Below are 16,920 nucleotides of genomic sequence, written 5' to 3'. Positions count from 1 at the left end.
TACGAAGCCGCCCAGGCCGGATTCCGCGGACACACACCCCGGCCCGGGCGGCTTCAAGATCAACTCCGGGCAGCGCGCCCGGCCGACTCCACCAGCGGCAGCAGCCGGTACGCCACCCGCTCCCGCAGTGCCACCTCGGTGCGCGTCCGCACCACTCCGGGCAGGCTGATCACCTTCTGGATCACGTCCTCCAGATGCGCGTTGTCCCTCGCCACGACCCGCGTGAGCAGATCCCCGCCGCCCGCGATCGAGAACGCCTCGACGATCTCCGGTACGGCCGCCAGCGCGTCGCCCACGTCGTCGAGCCGCCCCTGGGTGACCTCGATGTGCACGAACGCCAGCACCGGATGACCGAGCGCGGCGGGCGACAGCGACGGTCCCGTACCGGTGATCACACCGTCCCGCTCCAGCCGGTCGAGCCGCGCCTGCAAGGTGCCCCGCGCCACCCCGAGGATCCGCGCGTACTCCCGCACGCTTGTCCGCGGCCGCTCCAGCAGCAGCCGCAGGATCCGGGTGTCGAGCTCGTCCACGGCCATGGCGTACGACCTCCTCGTCGCATGGTCCTTTGGCCCGTCGCTGGACGCTCCAGGACCGCTTTCGCTGTACCAATGGCCCAGCATAATCAACCTCGCTTGAGCCGACGGCGGCGAGGGTGCTGCAATGAGCCCGTCGATGGCGCTGCGGACCCCCGCGGCGCCTTTTCCATGCCGGGGCGTCCGGCACACAAGGGTTTCAGGGGGCGGTACGTGCTGAAGAGGGTGTTCATGGCGCCGGACCCGGGCCGCGTCCGGCTGCGCTTCGCCACGCGGGCCGTGCTCGGCATCGGTCTCGCGGTCGTGGTGTGCGGCCTCGCGGGCCACTCGCTCGCCGGTGCCGTCACCGGCGGTCTCGCCGCGCTGCTCGCCCTGTTCACCGTCATGGACGCCACCGTGCGGGGGCAGGCGCTCACCACCGCCCTGCTGCCCGCCGTGGGCCTGCCCGTCCTCGCCGCCGCGGCCGGACTCCACGCCCACCCCGTCGCCCGCGACCTCACCTTCCTCGCCGTGGTCGGCGCGGGCGTGTACGCCCGGCGCTGGGGCCCGCGCGGACACAGCCTCGGTGTCTTCGCGTTCATGACCTTCTTCGTGGCGCAGTTCCTGCACGCGACCACCGACCGGCTGCCCGAGCTCTACGCCGCCGTCCTGCTGTCCGTGCTCACCGCCGCCGCGGTCCGCTTCGGCCTGTGGTGCTACGAGCGCAGGCTGCCCCCGGTCCCCGTGCCCGCCCCGCCCGCCGGTACCGGCCTGGCCCGTGCGACCACCCGCCAGGCGGTCCAGGCCATGGCCGGCGCGGGCTTCGCCCTCGTCGCCGGCCAGCTGGTCTCCGGTCAGCGCTGGTACTGGGCCGTCGGCGCCACCTGGTGGATCTTCGTGAACACCACCTCGCGCGGCGAGACCCTGGTGCGCGGCTTCCGCCGCGTCCTCGGCACGGTGATCGGCATCGGCCTCGGCCTCCTCGTCGCCGTACCTCTGCACGGAGCGCCGGCGCCCACGGCCGTCCTGGTCGCCGGCTGCGTCTTCGGCATCTTCTACACGGCCGCCGTCTCCTACACGTGGATGATGCTCTGGGTCACCCTGCTCGCCGAGCTCCTCTACGGCCTCCTCGGCGTCCTGAACCCCGGCCTGCTGGCGCTGCGGCTCGCGGAGACGGGTGTGGGCGCGGTCGGGGCCGTCCTGGCGGTGCTGTTCGTCCTGCCGATCACCACCCACGCCGTCACCGACGCCTGGATCCAGCGCGCCCTGCGCTGCGTCCACGCCTGCACCGCCGAGGCCGCGGCCCGTCTCGCGGGCGTGCCGGGCGCCGACCCGGGCGGCCGCGTCCGGGAACTGGAGCACCTGCTCGGCAGGGTCCGCCTCTCGGTGGCCCCGCTGGTCCACCCCCTCAACCCGATGCGGGGCCGCAAGCGGCGCGCCCGGCGTGTCCTCGCCCTCCTCGACGACTGCGCGCGGGAGATCCGGGGCCTGGTCGCGGTCGCCGCCGACCCCGAGGCCTCGCACGACGCCCGTCTGACCACGGCGTGCCGACGGGTGGAGGCAGCCGTGGAGGCGCTCACGGAGGGCCGGGACCTCCCGGTGGCGGACCGTCTCCTCGCCGAGGAACCCGCACTGGCCCATCTGCACGGGCTGGAACGGGCGCTGGCGGAACTGGCGGCTCCGTTGCGCGCGCCGAGCGGCTCGCCACTGGTGGGAGCCTGAGCCCGGGCCCGCGAGCCCGCACCCACGCCGCCATGTCCGTGACGGCCCCGTGAAGGAGACCGGGGTTGGTCTAGACCGGTTCTGATCGACTGCTACCGTCGCCCCGAACGGCACTGACCGAGAGGGGACGACTGTGGCAGACGGCGGCGGGCGGCGACGGGCCTGGATCGGGTCGTTCACGGCGGCGGGAGGCCCCGGCATCGTGACGGCGGCGGTGGCCCCGCAGACGGGCGCTTTGAAGGTGCTGAGCGGCCTGAACGGCGTACCCGATCCGTCGTATCTGGCCCTGTCGGCCCGCGGCGACGTGCTGTATGCGGTCAGTGAGACGGCCCAGGGCGCGGTCGCCGCGTACCGGGTGACCGGCGAGCGGCCCGAGCCGGCCGGCCCGCCGGTGACCGTGGACGGGAACGGGCCCACGCACCTCGCCGTGCACGCCGGACACGTCCTGACCGCCAACTACGGCTCCGGCAGCGTCACCACCCTGCCGCTGCGCCCCGACGGCTCCCTCGCGGGCGCCCCCTCCGGCGTGCTCCGGCACACCGGTTCGGGCCCGCACCCGTCTCGCCAGCAGGGCCCGCACGCCCACCAGGTGCAGCCCGACCCGAGCGGACGGTGGATCGTCAGCGTCGACCTCGGCACCGACTCCGTGCGGGTGTGCACCCTGACCGACGGCGCGCTCGACGTGCACCGCGAGATCGCCCTGCGCCCCGGCTCGGGCCCGCGCCACCTGGCCTTCCACCCCGACGGCACCCGCGCCTACGTCCTCAACGAGCTCACCCCGACCCTCACCGTGTGCCGCTGGGACGCCGAGCAGGGCTCGCTGAAGCCCCTGAGCGAGGTCCACGTGCTGGCGGGCACCCCCGCGGGCGACGCGTACCCGTCAGGTGTCGTCGCGTCTCCTGACGGCCGCTTCGTGTGGACCGCCACCCGGGGCGAGGACGTCCTGTCCACGTTCGCCGTCGAGGGCGACGCCCTGAGGCTGGTCGGCACCGTCATCTGCGGCGGCCGCTGGCCCCGGGCCCTGGCGCAGTCCGGAGGATTCCTGTACGTGGCCAACGAGCGCTCCGGCGAGGTGACCTGGTTCGCCGTGGACCCGGCGACCGGCCTGCCCAGGTACGAGGGTTCGATCGAGGTACCGGCCGCCTCCTGCGTGGTCTTCGGCTGATCCGGTCCAACGCACGCCGAAGGGCCCGCTCCGAGGGATGGAGCGGGCCCTTTCGGTGTCGCGGCCGCCGGGTGCGCGCTCAGCGCACCGGCGCGCCCTGTGCCTGCTGCGGGGCGATGCCCAGCGCGGTCGTGTACTTGGCGAGGACGAGCTTGCCGATCGCCGGGTAGGGGCCGAGCGGCTCGGCGGCGGAGCAGCCGGCCTCCTTGGCCGCCTCCTCGATCACGGCGGGGTCGATCTCCGGCCCTATCAGGTACGGAGCGAGCGCCAGCTGCTGAGAGCCGGAGGACCGCAGCTGGTCGGCGATGGACGCGATCGAGCCGTCCTGGTCGAGCGCCGCCGCCATCACCGGCACGGCGAGGCGCGCGGCGAGCAGCATGCCGGTGATCCCGGCCGCCTGCACGGCCTCCTCGCCACCCACCGCGCCCAGGATGATGCCGTCCGCGGCGGTCGTCACGGCGAACAGGCGGGCGCGGTCGGCACGGGCCAGCCCGGCCTCCGACAGACGCACGTGCAGCGCCTCGGCGAGCAGCGGGTGCGGGCCCAGCACATCGGTGAGGTCGGCCGCGATCCGGCTGTCCATGACGGCCTGGCGGATCCGGCGCAGCAGCGCGCCGTCCGGGCCGGCGAGCAGGGGCACGACGACGGCGACGGGGCCCTCGGGCTCCTTGACGTCCATCCCGGCGGCCTTGGCCTGCTCGTACCGCGCGGTGCGCTCGTCGGCGGCGTGGGCGAGGACGGCCTGAAGCGTGGGGAACTCCGAGTCGTCCCCGTCCAGGTACCCGATCCGCGCGTCCAGGCCGGGCAGCTCGGAGCGGGCGATGCTCACGACCTCCTCGGCGAGGCTGCGCGTGGCGGCGCCGGGCGTGCCGGGCACCGCGAGGACGAGCGCGGGCGCGCCCTCGGGAGCCGCCAGCGGCTCGGGTCGGCGGTGCCGCCCGGGCTGGCGAGGTCGCGGCATTCGTACTGGCAGGCCGGACGCGGGCCCAGTGGGGGAGCTCATGGCGACGCATGTTACTGGCTTCCTGGGCTTCCCTGTTCGGGGAGGGTGCAGGTGAGCGGTATCCGTCCGGTTTTGTCTGATGAGTTACGTCCGCTTCAGCCCCTCTTTGGGGTCACCACGTACAGCATCGACTCATCTCCCGGCAGAGTGAGCGAACTTTGCGCGAGTTCTGTGGCGATCTGTACGGATCCCTCCAGCGGCCCGCCCGCGGCCGGGACCCGCCGGGCGTGCGGCAGCCGTCGCGCCAGCTCCTCCTGAAGCGGTACGAGAAGCGCGGCATCCATCTTGAACAAGCCACCGGTGAGGCAGACATGTGTCTCGCCCTCCGCGGGGCAGACCGCGGCCGCGGAGTCGGCCATGTGCCGGGCCGCCTCGCGCAGGATCCCCTCGGCGACCGGGTCGCGCCCGGCGCAGGCCGCCACGTGGGGCGCGAAGGAGGCCAGCACGGCGGGCCGGTCCGTGCGCGGGTACAGCCTGGCGGGCAGCTCCCGCACCGGTCCGAACGACTCCTCGGCCAGAGCCAGCAGCGCCGCCGAGCCCCCGGGCCGTCCGTCGTGTGCTCGCAGCGCGGCCTCCAGCCCGGCCCGCCCGATCCACGCGCCGCCCCCGCAGTCGCCCAGCAGATGGCCCCAGCCGTCCGCCCGGCGCCAGGACTTGAGGTCGGTGCCGATCGCGATGAGACCGGTACCGGCGGCGACGACCGCACCCGGGCGCGGCCCGAGAGCACCGGCGTAGGCGGTCACCGCGTCCGCGGCGAGCGCGACGGTCCGGACCCCGAACTCCCGCTCCAGCGCGGCGGGAAGTTCGGCCCGCAGGGCGTCACCCAGGGTCGCGAGACCGGCCGCCCCGACGACGGCGGTACCGAGCCCGCCCACCTCCGCCTCGGGCAGCAACGCCCGCACCATGGGGACCAGTTGCTCCATCAGATGCCCCGGATCGATCCCCTTCGGACCCGTACGCACCGGCACCCGGGACTCCCGCGGCGCCGTGGTCGCACAGCCGGGAGCACCCAGGACGACCCGCAGCCCGGACCCGCCGGAGTCGACGGCGAGGAATCCCTCCCCCGTGCCGGCCCCCGCCGCACCGGTCACGGCAGGCGCCAGTCCACCGGCTGTCCCCCCTGCCTGACCAGCAGGTCGTTGGCCCGGCTGAACGGACGCGAGCCGAAGAAACCGCGGTCGGCCGACATGGGGGAGGGGTGGGCGGACTCCACGGACGGGAGATCGCCAAGCAGCGGACGCAGATTGCGTGCGTCGCGGCCCCACAGGATCGACACCAGCGGCTTCCCGCGCGCCGCGAGGGCCCGTATGGCCTGCTCCGTGACCTCCTCCCAGCCCTTGCCGCGGTGCGCGGCGGGCTTGCGCGGAGCCGTCGTCAGCGCCCTGTTGAGCAGCAGCACGCCCTGCTGGGTCCATGGCGTCAGATCACCGCTGGACGGCTGCGACAGCCCCAGGTCGGTGTGCAGCTCCCGGTAGATGTTGATCAGGCTGCCGGGCAGCGGCCGGACATCGGGCGCGACCGAGAAGGACAGGCCCACCGCGTGCCCCGGTGTCGGATACGGGTCCTGACCGACGATCAGTACCCGCACCTCGTCGAAGGGCTGCTGGAAGGCCCTCAGCACGTTCGGTCCTGCCGGGAGGTAGGTGCGTCCCGCGGCGATCTCCGCGCGCAGGAAGTCGCCCATCCGGGAGATCTGCCCGGCGACCGGTTCCAGGGCCTTCGCCCAGCCGGCTTCGACGATTTCATGCAAGGGTCGTGGTGCCACGGCGTCACCCTACTGCCGTACGGCAGACGGAGATCAACCGGTGGCCAAGGCCCCGGCGTAACCCGGCCGGGATCACGCGACCACCGCCGCCCGCACGCACAGCACGTCCGGCAGGTGCGAGGCCAACTGCCGCCAGCTGTCGCCGTCGTCGGCCGAGGCGTACACCTCGCCGTTGCGGTTGCCGAAGTAGACGCCGGCCGGGTCCGCGTCGTCCGTGCACATCGCGTCCCGCAGCACCGTGCCGTAGTGGTCCTCCTGCGGCAGGCCCGCGGTGAGCGGCTCCCAGGTCTTGCCCGCGTCCGCCGTGCGGAAGACCCGGCAGCGACGGCCGGCCGGGACACGGTCCGCGTCGGCGTTGATCGGGAAGACGTACGCCGTCTCCCCGCGGTGCGGATGGGCGGCCGCCGCGAAGCCGAACGTGGACGGCAGTCCCTCGCCGATGTCCGTCCAGTGCGCGCCCGCGTCGTCGCTCCTGTACACACCCCAGTGGTTCTGGAGGTACAGCCGGTCCGGATCGGCCGCGTCCCGGGCGACCTTGTGGACGCACTGGCCGAACTCCGGGTCCGGGTCGGGCAGGAACACCGCGGAGACACCGGAGTTGGACGGCTCCCAGCTCACGCCGCCGTCCTTGGTGCGGAACACCCCGGCCGTGGAGACGGCCACCGTCACCGCGCGCGGGTCCCGCCTGTCGGTCAGGACGGTGTGCAGGCCCTCACCGCCGCCGCCCGGCACCCACTTCGAACGGGTCGGATGCTCCCACAGGGGCCGGACCAGCTCGAAGCTCTCCCCGCGGTCCTCCGAGCGGTACAGCGCGGCCGGTTCCGTGCCCGCGTACACCACGTCGGGCTCGGCCGCCGCCGGGTGCAGCTGCCAGACCCGCTCCAGGGAGGCCCCGGTGTCCTTCGGGAACTTCACGGCGGGCCGGGCAGGCTCCGTCCAGGTGCGGCCCAGGTCGTCGGAGTGGAACACCGAGGGACCCCAGTGCGCGCTGTCGCCGCCGGCCAGCAGCCGCGGACGCTCGCCCCGGGTGTCGATCGCGACCGAGTACACGGCCTGCGCGTTGAAATACGGGCTCTCGTCGAATTCCCAGGTGCCGCCGCGCCCGCGCCCGATGAACAGGCCTTTGCGCGTGCCCACGGCAAGCAGCTTCTCGGTCATGCCGATCTCCTCCGTGACGTCTTTGTCCCAGACACCGGCCAGTCTGCACCCCGCCACTGACAGTCACCTCTGGAAAGGGCTTCACCGCAGGTCAGCGCGGGGATGGTAACCGGCCGCAGCGATTGACGGGCGGCTTTCGCCAAGATGCCCGCACCGGGCGGGCGGCCGGTGGGATCGTCGTGACGGAGAACTCGCCGTGAGCCGTGAGCATCGGGGCGGGCTCTGCCGTATGGGAGGTCGGTCCGGCATGTTCGTGCGCCCGTCGCTCATGAGGAGGATGCCCTCGATGGCGTTCCGTGGTCCCAAGGTCTGGCTGTGGCGCTGGCGGCGCAACCCGCTCAGACGCCGCGCCGACGCCCTCGAGGCGTGGGTCGTGCTCGGTGCCTGGCTGCTCACCCTGGTGGCCGGGGTGCTCGCCGGTCTGGGGGTGAACCGGGCCGTCGGGCATCAGCTGGCGCTGGAGCGGGTCGAATGGCGGCCCGTCGTCGCCCGGCTCGCCGAGCAGGCCCCCGGCACGGCCGACCCGGGCACGTCGAGCGGCGAACGGGTGTGGGGCGAGGTGGCGTGGACCGGGGCCGACGGCTCGGCCCACACGGGCCAGGTCCGCGTCGACCCCGGCAGCACCCAGGGCACCGCGGTCACCGTCTGGACGGACGCCCAGGGCCGCCTGATGACCCAGCCCGCCACCGAGGGCCAGGCCAGGATCCGCGCCGCGATGATCGGCGTCCTGGTCGGCCTCAGCACCGCGGCCGTGCCCTTTGTGGGCGGCCGGGTCCTGCGCGGCCGCATGGAGCGCCGCCGCCTCGACCAGTGGGACACGGACTGGGCGCACTTCGGACCGCTGTGGGGCGGCAGACGGGCCGACGGGAGGTGACGCCGGCGGGCGCGGCGGCCCGGTGTGCGGTGTGCGGGTGACACCTCGCGAACCGCACCCGGTGACCGCGGCGCGCTCCCTCCCCGTGGCCCCTACCCGGCCCCCAGAACCTCCCGGCAGGCCCGCACCAACCGCTCGTCGTCCAGCACGTCCTGGCTGCCGTATCCGCCGGACGTCGATGCCAGATGCCGTCGCCGGGCCGCCAGTTCCGCACGCACGAGATCGTGCAGCGGGGCTCCGACAGGGCCCAGGGCGGCAAGACAGGCGGTGACGGTCCGGCGGGTGTACGGATTCTCCGTCCAGGCCGTCCGCAGGACCGGCGCGGCGAGCTCCCCGTCCCCGGAGATCCGCCACACGGCACACGCGGCGGACACCCGCTCCCACAGGTCCTCCGCCCGGACCATCCGCCGCAACCCCGGGAGGGCCCCGCCCGCCTCGGGCCCGAGCCGCGCCAGCGCGGTCGCGGCCGCTCGCCGCCCGGGCTTCCCGTCCGCCAACTCACCGGTCAGTACCGGCAGTACGGCCGAAGCGTCCCCTGCCACGGACCACAGCGCCCCCGCGGCGACCGCCGCGTACTCCGTCTCCAGGAGCTCGCGCAGCACGGGTGTCACCACGGTGGCCGCCCCTCGCCCGAACGCGTCGAGCGCCCGAACAGCCGACTCCACCACGGCGTCCCGCAGCCGCAGCCGCAACGGCAGGCCCCGCAACAGCCGCAGCACCTCCGGTACGGCCTCCCCGTCGCCCAGGGCGGTGAGCGCCGACAACAGCGGCACCGCCCGCTCGAAGGTCCCGGCGGAGTCCGGCACGACCTCGCCGAGCCGTCGGCGCAGGGCCGGCGCGAGCTGGGCCGCCGCGGGGCCCAGGTGGCCGATCACCCGGCCCAGGTCGTCGGGGACGAGCGGCCCCGCCAGCACCTCGGCCAGTACCGGCGTCGCCCGGGAATCCCCGCTCCTGGCAAGGGCCTTGAGTGGACCGCCCAGGGTCGGCGCCACGCGCTGCCGGCGCCGTGTCCACAGGTCCGGCCGGGAGGTCACCAGGGCGGCCAGGTCGTCGGCGGCGGGTGCGGCCAGGCCGAAGAGGTCCTCCAGGACGGACACCGCCGCATCACGCAGCCTGCCCTCGTCGGTGGCCAGTTGAGCGCCGATCAGGGCGACCGGCTCCGCCCATTCGGCGCGCCACTCACGGAACAGCCCCGCTGACATCCACACCGCGTTGCACCGGTCCACGGCATCCGGACTGGTCAACTGGCCAATCAGCAGGGCGGTTCGTTCGTCGAGCCGGTCACCGAGCCCGCGGTGCAGGGTCCGCAGCAGCTGCGAGCCCTCCTCGTCCGAGGGCCGCAACCGCCGCAGCCGACGCGCGAGGGTGTCGGAATGGGGGCAGCCGACGCCGTCGCGCCCGGTGGACCGCCGCGCCGACCGCTCTCTGAGCAGCCCCACGGCGACCGCCACCAGGTCGGGCGGCAGCCGGTCGGGGGCGCACTGGGCGAGCTGGCCGAGAGCGGCGAGGCGCAGCCCGGGGGCGTGCGGCGCGGTGCTCTGTGCCGTGAGCAGGTCCAGCGCCCCGGCCGCGTGCCCGGGATGCCGGCGTACGAAAAGGCCCAGGCTCTCGGTGAGGGCGTTCAGGACCCCATCGTCCCGCTCCAGTGTGCAGCGCTCCCGCAACAGGCCCAGGACGCGGACCGGTTCGTCCAGGAACAGCACGAGCGCCCCCGGGGCGGCCCGGCGGACGGAGGGGTCGGCGTCCCCCGCCAGCCGGACGAACACCTCGGCGCCCGCGCGCAATCCGACCCGGGCCCGCGCGCGCAGACCGCCCCCGACGACGTCCTCCCGGTTCGCGCTCTCCGTGCCGATGCTGACGAGGAGTTCGACGATGCCGGACCGGTCCGCCACCTCCCCGCTCGCCACGAGCGCGAGCAGAAACGGAACGCAGGCCAGTGTCGAGTCGTACACGTCTCCCTGGTGGTGCACCGCGCCGTACATCCCGTCGAGGGCGGTCTCCCGCTCGACCGGGTCCGCGGAGGCGAGCCCCCGCAGCAGCCCGGGCACATCCCCCGCACTGCCGTACGCATGCCGCAGCGAGGCCCAGTCGACCTCGTCGATCCCCGTGAACACGTTGTCCTCCCAGGCGAAGTACCAACTGATCGGAGTCTGCACCACGGGACTGACAACGAAGCGGAATCAGTGTGTGACGCTGAGCGATCCGGACAGGGAGGTGGTCCGGTTCTCGCCATCCGGGCCCGGAACGGCCTCAGTTGACGCCGGGCAGGGCCCTCCCGAGGACCGCGTCCACGTCCGCGGCGCCGGGCAGCGTGCCGAAGGCGTGCCCCCAGTCGCCGCCGAGCCGGGTCGCGCAGAAGGCGTCGGCGACCGCGGGCGGCGCGTGCCGGACGAGGAGGGACGCCTGGAGGGTCAGGGCCATGTGCTCCACCAGCCGGCGGGCGCCCGCCTCGGACGCCGTGGCCAACAGGTCCTTCAGCCGGGCGACGGCCCCGTCCAGACGGGCGTCGGCCCCCTGCGCCAGGGCGAGTTCGCCGAACAGCGCCTGAGCGGTGTCCGGCTCACGGCGCAACGCCCGCAGGACGTCCAGGGCGTTGACGTTCCCGGATCCCTCCCAGATCGACAGCAGGGGCGCCTCCCGGTAGTGCCGGGGCATGCCCGAGTCCTCCACATAGCCGTTGCCGCCGAGGCACTCAAGGGCCTCCGCGGTGAAGGCCGGACCTCGCTTGGTGACCCAGTACTTGCCGACCGCGGTGGCGATACGGCGGAACGCCTGCTCGCCGCTGTCGCCGCGCACGGCACGGTCGGCGGCGCCGGCGAGCCGCAGCGTGAGGGTGGTGGCGGCCTCGGACTCCAGCGCCAGATCGGCCAGGACGTTGCGCATCAACGGCTGGTCGATCAGCCGGGCGCCGAACGCGCTGCGGTACCGGGCATGGTGACCCGCCTCGACGAGCGTCCTGCGCATCAGAGTCGCCGACATCATCACGCAGTCCAGCCTGGTGCAGTTGACCATCTCGATGATCGTTTTGACGCCGTGCCCCTCGGGCCCGACCAGCCAGGCCATGGTCGCGTCGAACTCGGGCTCGGAGGAGGCGTTCGACCGGTTGCCCAGCTTGTCCTTGAGGCGCTGGATGCGGAAGGTGTTGCGGCTGCCGTCCGGCAGGACACGCGGGACGAGGAAACACGACAGCCCGCCGGGCGCCTGCGCCAGCACCAGGAAGACATCGCACATGGGCGCCGACGTGAACCACTTGTGCCCGCGCAGCGTGTACACCCCGGACTCCGCGGTGGGCGTCGCCGTCGTGGTGTTCGTCCGGACATCGGAGCCGCCCTGCTTCTCGGTCATCCCCATGCCGGCGAGCAGGCCCCGCTTCTCGGTCGGCACCCTCAGCTCCGGCTCGTACTCGCGGCCCGTCAGCAGGGGTTCGTAGACCTTCGCCAGCTCAGGCTCCCTGCGCAGCGCGGGGATCGCCGCGTACGTCATCGACGTGGGACAGCCGTGGCCCGCGTCCGTGTGCCCCCACACCAGGCCGCCCGCCGTGCGCGCGACGTGAGCGCCGACGCGGTCCTCCGCCCAGGGAGTACCGGCCAGTCCCTCCGCGACGGCGGTCCGCATCAGGTGGTGCCAGCTCGGGTGGAAGTCGACCTCGTCGACCCGGTTGCCGTACCGGTCGTGGGTGCGCAGCACCGGCTCGTGCCGGTTGGCCTGATCCGCCCACTCCTGCGCCTCGGCGCTGCCGGCCAGCAGACCGAGACGCCGGATGCCCTCCTCGGCCCAGTCGGCGCCCTCGCGGCGCAGCCCTTCCAGGAGCGCGGGGTCGTCGCAGGCGTCGTAGGGGGCCAGCGGAAGGGGCTGGTTGGTGACGGAGTGGGTGGCGGACTGTTCCGGCGCGGAGAGGGAGACCATGGAGTCCATGTTGCACTTCGTCTGCGGCCGTAGCAATAGTGCAACAAGAAGGGGGTCGTACAGTACGTGACCATGCGGAGGAACGTGTCGGAGCAGTCCGGTGAGGTCGACCTGCGGCCGCTGTCCGCGCGGTCCGTCGTGCTGAGCCTCCTGCTCGGCGCGCACCCGCCGGAGATGCCGGTCAAGGACCTGGTCCGCGCGGTGGAGCCGTTCGGGGTCGGCGGCTCCACGCTGCGTGCCGCGCTCAGCCGGATGGTGGGCGCCGGTGACCTGCGGCGCGCCGACACCGTCTACGGCCTCAGTGAACGCCTGCTGGCCCGGCAGCGCCGCCAGGACGACTCCGTGCACCCCCGCACGCGCGCGTGGGACGGCGACTGGGAGATGGTCGTGATCACCGCGACGGGCCGCGGACCGGCCGAACGCGCCGACCTGCGCGCGCGGCTGACCGTCCTCCGGCTCGCCGAACTCCGCGAGGGCGTCTGGCTGCGCCCCGCCAACCTGCTCCGGGCTCTCCCCGACGACCTCGACGGGATCGCTCAGCGCTGCACGGCCCGTCCCGAAGGCTCCGGACCCGAGCTGGCCGCCGCCCTGTGGCCCCTCGACGCCTGGGCGGCCGACTCCCGGGCGCTGCTCGCCCATGTCGCCCGCGCGGAGCGGCCCGCGGACCGGCTCACCGGCTTCGCGGCGGTCGTACGCCATCTGCTGACCGACCCGGTGCTGCCGCCCGAGCTCCTGCCGCCCGGCTGGCCGGGCGCGGAACTGCGCTCGGCGTACGCGGCCTATCAGGCCGAGCTGGCGGAGACGGTCCCGCAGGACCGGCTGCGCACATGACACGGCGTACATGACATGGCGTACATGACCCCGCGCACACGACAAGGCGGCCGTGCGAAGCGCCGTGCGGGGACGCTTCGTACGGCCGCCTTCACCTGCCGAGCGGCTACTTGTAGGTGATGTCGGACGTCGCGTACTTGCAGTAAGTACCGTCCGGTCCGGAGCCGTTCGTGGTGGGCTCCTTGCCGGTGTTGTTACCGATGTACTTCTGGCACGGGACGATCTTCTTGCCGGAGTCGCCCACGATCGTGATCTTCTTCAGGGTCGCGCTGTCGCCGTAGTTGGTGTTGATGCCGACGAGCTTGTTCCCCGAGTAGGTCGCCTCGATGGTGTTGAGGTTGATCGTGCGCTTGTACTGCGTCGAGCAGTTGCCGCAGGAGCGGACGAAGGTCCCGAAGTTCTGCACGGCGAAGTTGGAGATGTTGAGCGTGCCCGCGCCGTTGAACTGGAACACCTTGTCGCTGGCCGACTTCGCGCCACCGCCGGAGACGGTGTACACGTTCGACGACGAGGAGCCGCGGAAGGTCGCCGCGTCCTCGCCGACGTCCTCCCACCAGACGTTCTGCAGCGTGCAGCTGCCCGCGCAGTGGATGCCGTCGGCGGCCGGGGCGCCGATGATGACGTTCTTGAGGACGGTGCCGGCGGCCAGGTTCAGGATCGGACCCTGGTCCTCGTCCTGGCTGTCACTGCCGAGGTCGCCCGTGCCGTACAGGCGCTTCATCCCGTAGTCCTTGGTGCCGGACAGTTCGATGGTCGAGGAGACCGCCTGGCTGCCGTTGGCCGTGGGCCAGGTGGCGGCGCTCGCCGTCGGCGCGTTGAGTGTCATGATCATGACAGCCGAAAGGCCGAACGCGGCCGCGGCTCCCGTCAGCGCGCGGGTACGCGCGCGTGGGCGTGCCGAAGAAGTCATGTCCCGAATCCTTCTTCCTTGTCGGGGGGTGGACTGGTTGGGGGGTGGTCAGAGCTTTCCGGCGCCCGCGCCGCCCGTCACCGAGGCGACGACGGAGGAGGCGGGCTCGGCGGTGTAGCCGTACGGAGCGGTGGTGAACGTGCCGACCTGCGAGATCTCGGTGGCGGCTCCACCGAGGTCGTTGCCGCGCAGGTTGGCGTAACCGTCCACGTCACTGTTCCGGTTCGTGGTGACAGCGACTCCGGTGCTGCGGAAGACGTTGTTCTCCACGAGCATCTGGGCGCCCATGCGCGAGTGCACGGCGGTCTCGGCCCCGACGACGTAGTTGTCGTAGAAGTGCCCGGTGCCGAAGCGCAGACTCGGGATGCGCGAGTTGACGTTGTTGAACCAGTTGTGGTGGTACGTCACCTTCAGGTGGCCGGTGTCCTCGCTCGCGTTGTTGTCGCTGTGGCCGACGAGCGAGCCCTTGAAGTGGTCCTTGAAGGTGTTCCACGACACCGTGACGTAGTCCGAGCCGTGGTTGATGTCCAGCAGCCCGTCGTAGTAGTCCTTGTCGTGATCGCGGTCCGCCGAGAAGGAGTTGTGGTCGATCCACACCTTCGTCGAGGCCTGCACCTCGATGCCGTCGGCGGGCGCGAGCGGCTTGCTGATGTTCAGGTTGCGGACCACGACGTTCGTGACCTTCTTCAGCCGCAGCCCGCCGCCGGTGAACCCGGACGACGAACCGACGCCCAGCACGGTGGTGTTGGAGCCGATGTCGACGCTGCCGCTCAGTGAGATCAGTCCGCTGACCTTGACGACCTTCGCCGTGTTTCCGGTGACGGCCGCCTTGAAGGCGCTCAGGGTGGAGACGGTGACCGCTGAAGCGCTGCCGCCGCCGGTGGTCCCGGCGCCGAAACCGATGGGGGAGGTCTCGGCGGCCCCGGCCGGCTGCGGAACGGCCAGGGCGGCCGCCGTCGCGAGCGCGGCCGCACCGGCGGCCAGAGCGGATCTTTGCGTGTGTGTACGTGGGGGGCGAGTACGCATGCGGGGTGCGTCCCTTCGTGGTGCCTGCCTGGTGCTTGGTTGGACATGTACGTGAAGAATGTTCGTCATGCTGAACGCTGTACACAGTGCAGAGCGGCGATGCGGGAGCCCAGTGGGGTGGGCCGATCACATCGCTGAACGGAACGTAGAGGGTAAGCGCTTTCTGGTCAACGCTTTGCGCAGAAGACATTCGGCCACCCAGGTGGGGGAGGGGGGCGGTCGGCGCGAGCGAATTCTTTCGATGTGTGGGAGCGCTTCCATGGTGGCCATGTGCATGCCACCATGCTCGCCGGAGGCTTCCCTTCCGCAAGATTTCCGAGGACTTCCGAGAGGGGTGAGCCGGTGGCGGTTCCACACATGGGTACGTTCGTCAGCGCCCTGATGCTCAGCCTGCTCGTCCTGGGAGTCATGACCGGGGCCGAGGCCGGGAGGGGCTTCCGGTACGAGGGCCGACGGCATGTCCCCATGACGACCGCGGACGGCGCGGACACCTGGAGCCTCGCTCCCCCGAGCGACGCGGGCCGGCCGCGGGCGGCCGATGTGCCCCTGGCCTTCCTGGGCGTTGCCGGGAACATCGGCAACGGCGAGACGACCCGCGGCATGCAGCCGTCCGCAAGCGCCAGTCACCCCCAACCGCGTTGCCGGCCGGCCCTGTTGACCCAGACCGACTCATCCCGCTGATCCGTCCGAAAGAGAGGGGCAAGGACATGTCCACCACCCCCAGGAGACCGCTGCGCTCGGTGCTGCTGGCCCTGCTGTCGTTGCTCGCGGCGGCGCTCGTGGCCGCCCCCGGCGCGTCGGCCCGCACGGAGGCCGTCCCCACGGCGGCCCTCACCGAGATCACCGGCTTCGGTACGAATCCCAGCAATCTCCAGATGTACCTGTACGTGCCGGACAACGTCACCGCGCACCCCGCGGTCGTGGTGGCCGTGCACTACTGCACCGGCTCGGGACCGGCCATGTACAACGGCACCGAGTGGGCCCGACTGGCCGACACCTACGGCTTCGTGGTGATCTACCCCTCGGTCACCCGCTCCAGCAAGTGTTTCGACGTGTCCTCGCCGCAGGCGCTGAAGCGGGGCGGCGGCAGCGACCCCGTCGGCATCAAGTCGATGATCGACTGGACGGTGAACACTTACTCCGCCGACACCGCGAGGATCTACGCCACCGGCATCTCCTCCGGCGCGATGATGACGAACGTCCTGCTCGGTGACTACCCGGACGTGTTCGCGGCGGGCGCGGCCTTCGCCGGCGTCCCCTTCGGCTGCTTCGCGACGACCGACGGCTCGGAGTGGAACAGCGCCTGCTCGGGCGGCACGATCACCCATACCCCGCAGCAGTGGGGCGACCTGGTACGCGCCGCCTACCCCGGCTACAACGGCACCCGGCCGCGCATGCAGGTGTGGCACGGCACCGAGGACGACGTGCTGCGCTACCCCAACTTCGGGGAGGAGATCAAGCAGTGGACGAACGTCCTCGGCGTGAGCCAGACCCCTGCGGCCACGGACACCCCCCAGTCCGGCTGGACCCGCACCCGCTACGGCGCCACCGGTGACCGGGCCCCCGTCGAGGCCGTCAGCCTCCAGGGCGTCGGCCACAACCTCTACGCCGGCGGGATGGCCGCCCGCGCCCTCACCTTCTTCGGCCTCGACAGTTCGGGCCCGGCGCCTCAACCACAGCCGGGCGCCTGCAAGGTGACGGCCACGACCAACGCCTGGAGCACCGGACTCACGGCCTCGGTCACCCTCACCAACACCGGCACGACCGCGATCAACGGCTGGCAACTCGCCTTCACCCTCCCCACCGGCCAGACCATCACCAACGGCTGGGGCGCCACCTACAGTCCTGCCTCCGGCGCGGTGACGGCGACGAACGCGACGTACAACGGCACGATCGCGCCGAACGCGAGCGTCAGCATCGGCTATCAGGCGAACCACAGCGGGAACAGTGCGGCGCCGGGAAGCTTCAGCCTCAACGGGACCGCTTGTACGGCGAGTTGACCGGCGGTCGGCCGTCAGGCGAGGCGAGCGCGCCGAAGGCGGTGCCGG

Annotated in this window: 15 protein-coding genes; 6 read left to right on the top strand and 9 right to left on the bottom strand. The window is 72.7% G+C overall.

The window, feature by feature from the left end; translation table 11 throughout:
* Positions 1-59: 59 nt before the first annotated feature.
* Positions 60-536, bottom strand: coding sequence for an Lrp/AsnC family transcriptional regulator (locus ACFYZ8_RS17680; RefSeq protein ID WP_359028297.1), 477 nt, complete (start codon positions 534-536; stop codon positions 60-62).
* A 210-nt stretch (positions 537-746) separates the two neighbouring features.
* Here ACFYZ8_RS17680 and ACFYZ8_RS17675 point away from each other — a divergent pair, with 210 nt between their 5' ends.
* Together ACFYZ8_RS17675 and ACFYZ8_RS17670 are read left to right on the top strand one after the other, a co-directional pair.
* Positions 747-2,234 (top strand): FUSC family protein, encoded by a 1,488-nt coding sequence (locus ACFYZ8_RS17675; RefSeq protein WP_388530244.1) that lies wholly within the window; start codon positions 747-749, stop codon positions 2,232-2,234.
* A gap of 133 nt (positions 2,235-2,367) precedes the next feature.
* Positions 2,368-3,399, top strand: coding sequence for a lactonase family protein (locus tag ACFYZ8_RS17670; RefSeq protein ID WP_359028299.1), 1,032 nt, complete (start codon positions 2,368-2,370; stop codon positions 3,397-3,399).
* Positions 3,400-3,478: 79 nt separating this feature from the next.
* Here the strand turns inward: ACFYZ8_RS17670 and ACFYZ8_RS17665 are convergent, their stop codons facing one another.
* The 4 genes from ACFYZ8_RS17665 to ACFYZ8_RS17650 form a co-directional block, all read right to left on the bottom strand.
* Positions 3,479-4,402 (bottom strand): hypothetical protein, encoded by a 924-nt coding sequence (locus ACFYZ8_RS17665; protein ID WP_359028300.1) that lies wholly within the window; start codon positions 4,400-4,402, stop codon positions 3,479-3,481.
* Positions 4,403-4,497: 95 nt separating this feature from the next.
* Positions 4,498-5,493 carry an N-acetylglucosamine kinase gene (locus tag ACFYZ8_RS17660; RefSeq protein ID WP_388530247.1) on the bottom strand — a complete coding sequence of 332 codons (996 nt, stop codon included), beginning with the start codon at positions 5,491-5,493 and terminating at the stop codon, positions 4,498-4,500.
* Complete coding sequence (locus ACFYZ8_RS17655; protein ID WP_359028302.1) at positions 5,490-6,167, bottom strand: uracil-DNA glycosylase; 678 nt, start codon at positions 6,165-6,167, stop codon at positions 5,490-5,492. Before ACFYZ8_RS17655 ends, ACFYZ8_RS17660 begins: the two co-directional genes overlap by 4 nt.
* Before the next feature lie 72 nt (positions 6,168-6,239).
* Complete coding sequence (locus ACFYZ8_RS17650; protein ID WP_388530250.1) at positions 6,240-7,325, bottom strand: WD40/YVTN/BNR-like repeat-containing protein; 1,086 nt, start codon at positions 7,323-7,325, stop codon at positions 6,240-6,242.
* 286 nt (positions 7,326-7,611) lie between these two features.
* Here ACFYZ8_RS17650 and ACFYZ8_RS17645 point away from each other — a divergent pair, with 286 nt between their 5' ends.
* A complete protein-coding gene (locus tag ACFYZ8_RS17645; RefSeq protein WP_388530253.1) occupies positions 7,612-8,199 on the top strand; it encodes a hypothetical protein in 588 nt (195 codons plus the stop codon).
* A 92-nt stretch (positions 8,200-8,291) separates the two neighbouring features.
* Here the strand turns inward: ACFYZ8_RS17645 and ACFYZ8_RS17640 are convergent, their stop codons facing one another.
* Both ACFYZ8_RS17640 and ACFYZ8_RS17635 read right to left on the bottom strand, forming a co-directional pair.
* Positions 8,292-10,313 carry a HEAT repeat domain-containing protein gene (locus ACFYZ8_RS17640; RefSeq protein ID WP_388532068.1) on the bottom strand — a complete coding sequence of 674 codons (2,022 nt, stop codon included), beginning with the start codon at positions 10,311-10,313 and terminating at the stop codon, positions 8,292-8,294.
* A gap of 136 nt (positions 10,314-10,449) precedes the next feature.
* The gene (locus ACFYZ8_RS17635) at positions 10,450-12,114 is read right to left on the bottom strand and encodes an acyl-CoA dehydrogenase family protein (RefSeq protein WP_388530256.1); all 1,665 of its coding nucleotides are present in this window, start codon (positions 12,112-12,114) and stop codon (positions 10,450-10,452) included.
* Between the two features lie 63 nt (positions 12,115-12,177).
* On the opposite strand from ACFYZ8_RS17635, the gene ACFYZ8_RS17630 reads away from it, so the two are divergent.
* Positions 12,178-12,936: a PaaX family transcriptional regulator C-terminal domain-containing protein gene (locus ACFYZ8_RS17630; protein ID WP_388530259.1), complete on the top strand. Its 759-nt coding sequence runs from the start codon at positions 12,178-12,180 to the stop codon at positions 12,934-12,936.
* Positions 12,937-13,042: 106 nt separating this feature from the next.
* Here ACFYZ8_RS17630 and ACFYZ8_RS17625 read toward each other — a convergent pair whose 3' ends face one another.
* Complete coding sequence (locus ACFYZ8_RS17625) at positions 13,043-13,846, bottom strand: pectate lyase (protein WP_388530262.1); 804 nt, start codon at positions 13,844-13,846, stop codon at positions 13,043-13,045.
* A 48-nt stretch (positions 13,847-13,894) separates the two neighbouring features.
* Complete coding sequence (locus ACFYZ8_RS17620) at positions 13,895-14,872, bottom strand: polysaccharide lyase family 1 protein (RefSeq protein WP_388530265.1); 978 nt, start codon at positions 14,870-14,872, stop codon at positions 13,895-13,897.
* 357 nt (positions 14,873-15,229) lie between these two features.
* Between ACFYZ8_RS17620 and ACFYZ8_RS17615 the strand changes: the two genes are divergently transcribed.
* Complete coding sequence (locus ACFYZ8_RS17615; RefSeq protein WP_388530268.1) at positions 15,230-15,553, top strand: hypothetical protein; 324 nt, start codon at positions 15,230-15,232, stop codon at positions 15,551-15,553.
* Positions 15,554-15,579: 26 nt separating this feature from the next.
* Positions 15,580-16,872 carry a PHB depolymerase family esterase gene (locus ACFYZ8_RS17610; protein WP_388530271.1) on the top strand — a complete coding sequence of 431 codons (1,293 nt, stop codon included), beginning with the start codon at positions 15,580-15,582 and terminating at the stop codon, positions 16,870-16,872.
* Positions 16,873-16,920: the final 48 nt, after the last annotated feature.

The sequence above is a fragment of the Streptomyces sp. NPDC001668 genome (assembly GCF_042893155.1).
GTDB lineage: Bacteria > Actinomycetota > Actinomycetes > Streptomycetales > Streptomycetaceae > Streptomyces.
Note: the sequence above shows the minus strand (reverse complement) of the source record. Positions and strands in the feature narration are given on the sequence as shown.

What these genes read in the sequence shown, in the direction of transcription:
- ACFYZ8_RS17665 (WP_359028300.1), bottom strand. Translation starts at nt 4,402, where the DNA reads ATGAGCTCCCCCACTGGGCCCGCGTCCGGCCTGCCAGTACGAATGCCG.
- ACFYZ8_RS17630 (WP_388530259.1), top strand. Translation starts at nt 12,178, where the DNA reads ATGCGGAGGAACGTGTCGGAGCAGTCCGGTGAGGTCGACCTGCGGCCG.
- ACFYZ8_RS17615 (WP_388530268.1), top strand. Translation starts at nt 15,230, where the DNA reads ATGGGTACGTTCGTCAGCGCCCTGATGCTCAGCCTGCTCGTCCTGGGA.
- ACFYZ8_RS17645 (WP_388530253.1), top strand. Translation starts at nt 7,612, where the DNA reads ATGGCGTTCCGTGGTCCCAAGGTCTGGCTGTGGCGCTGGCGGCGCAAC.
- ACFYZ8_RS17610 (WP_388530271.1), top strand. Translation starts at nt 15,580, where the DNA reads ATGTCCACCACCCCCAGGAGACCGCTGCGCTCGGTGCTGCTGGCCCTG.
- ACFYZ8_RS17650 (WP_388530250.1), bottom strand. Translation starts at nt 7,325, where the DNA reads ATGACCGAGAAGCTGCTTGCCGTGGGCACGCGCAAAGGCCTGTTCATC.
- ACFYZ8_RS17680 (WP_359028297.1), bottom strand. Translation starts at nt 536, where the DNA reads ATGGCCGTGGACGAGCTCGACACCCGGATCCTGCGGCTGCTGCTGGAG.
- ACFYZ8_RS17620 (WP_388530265.1), bottom strand. Translation starts at nt 14,872, where the DNA reads ATGCGTACTCGCCCCCCACGTACACACACGCAAAGATCCGCTCTGGCC.
- ACFYZ8_RS17625 (WP_388530262.1), bottom strand. Translation starts at nt 13,846, where the DNA reads ATGACTTCTTCGGCACGCCCACGCGCGCGTACCCGCGCGCTGACGGGA.
- ACFYZ8_RS17635 (WP_388530256.1), bottom strand. Translation starts at nt 12,114, where the DNA reads ATGGACTCCATGGTCTCCCTCTCCGCGCCGGAACAGTCCGCCACCCAC.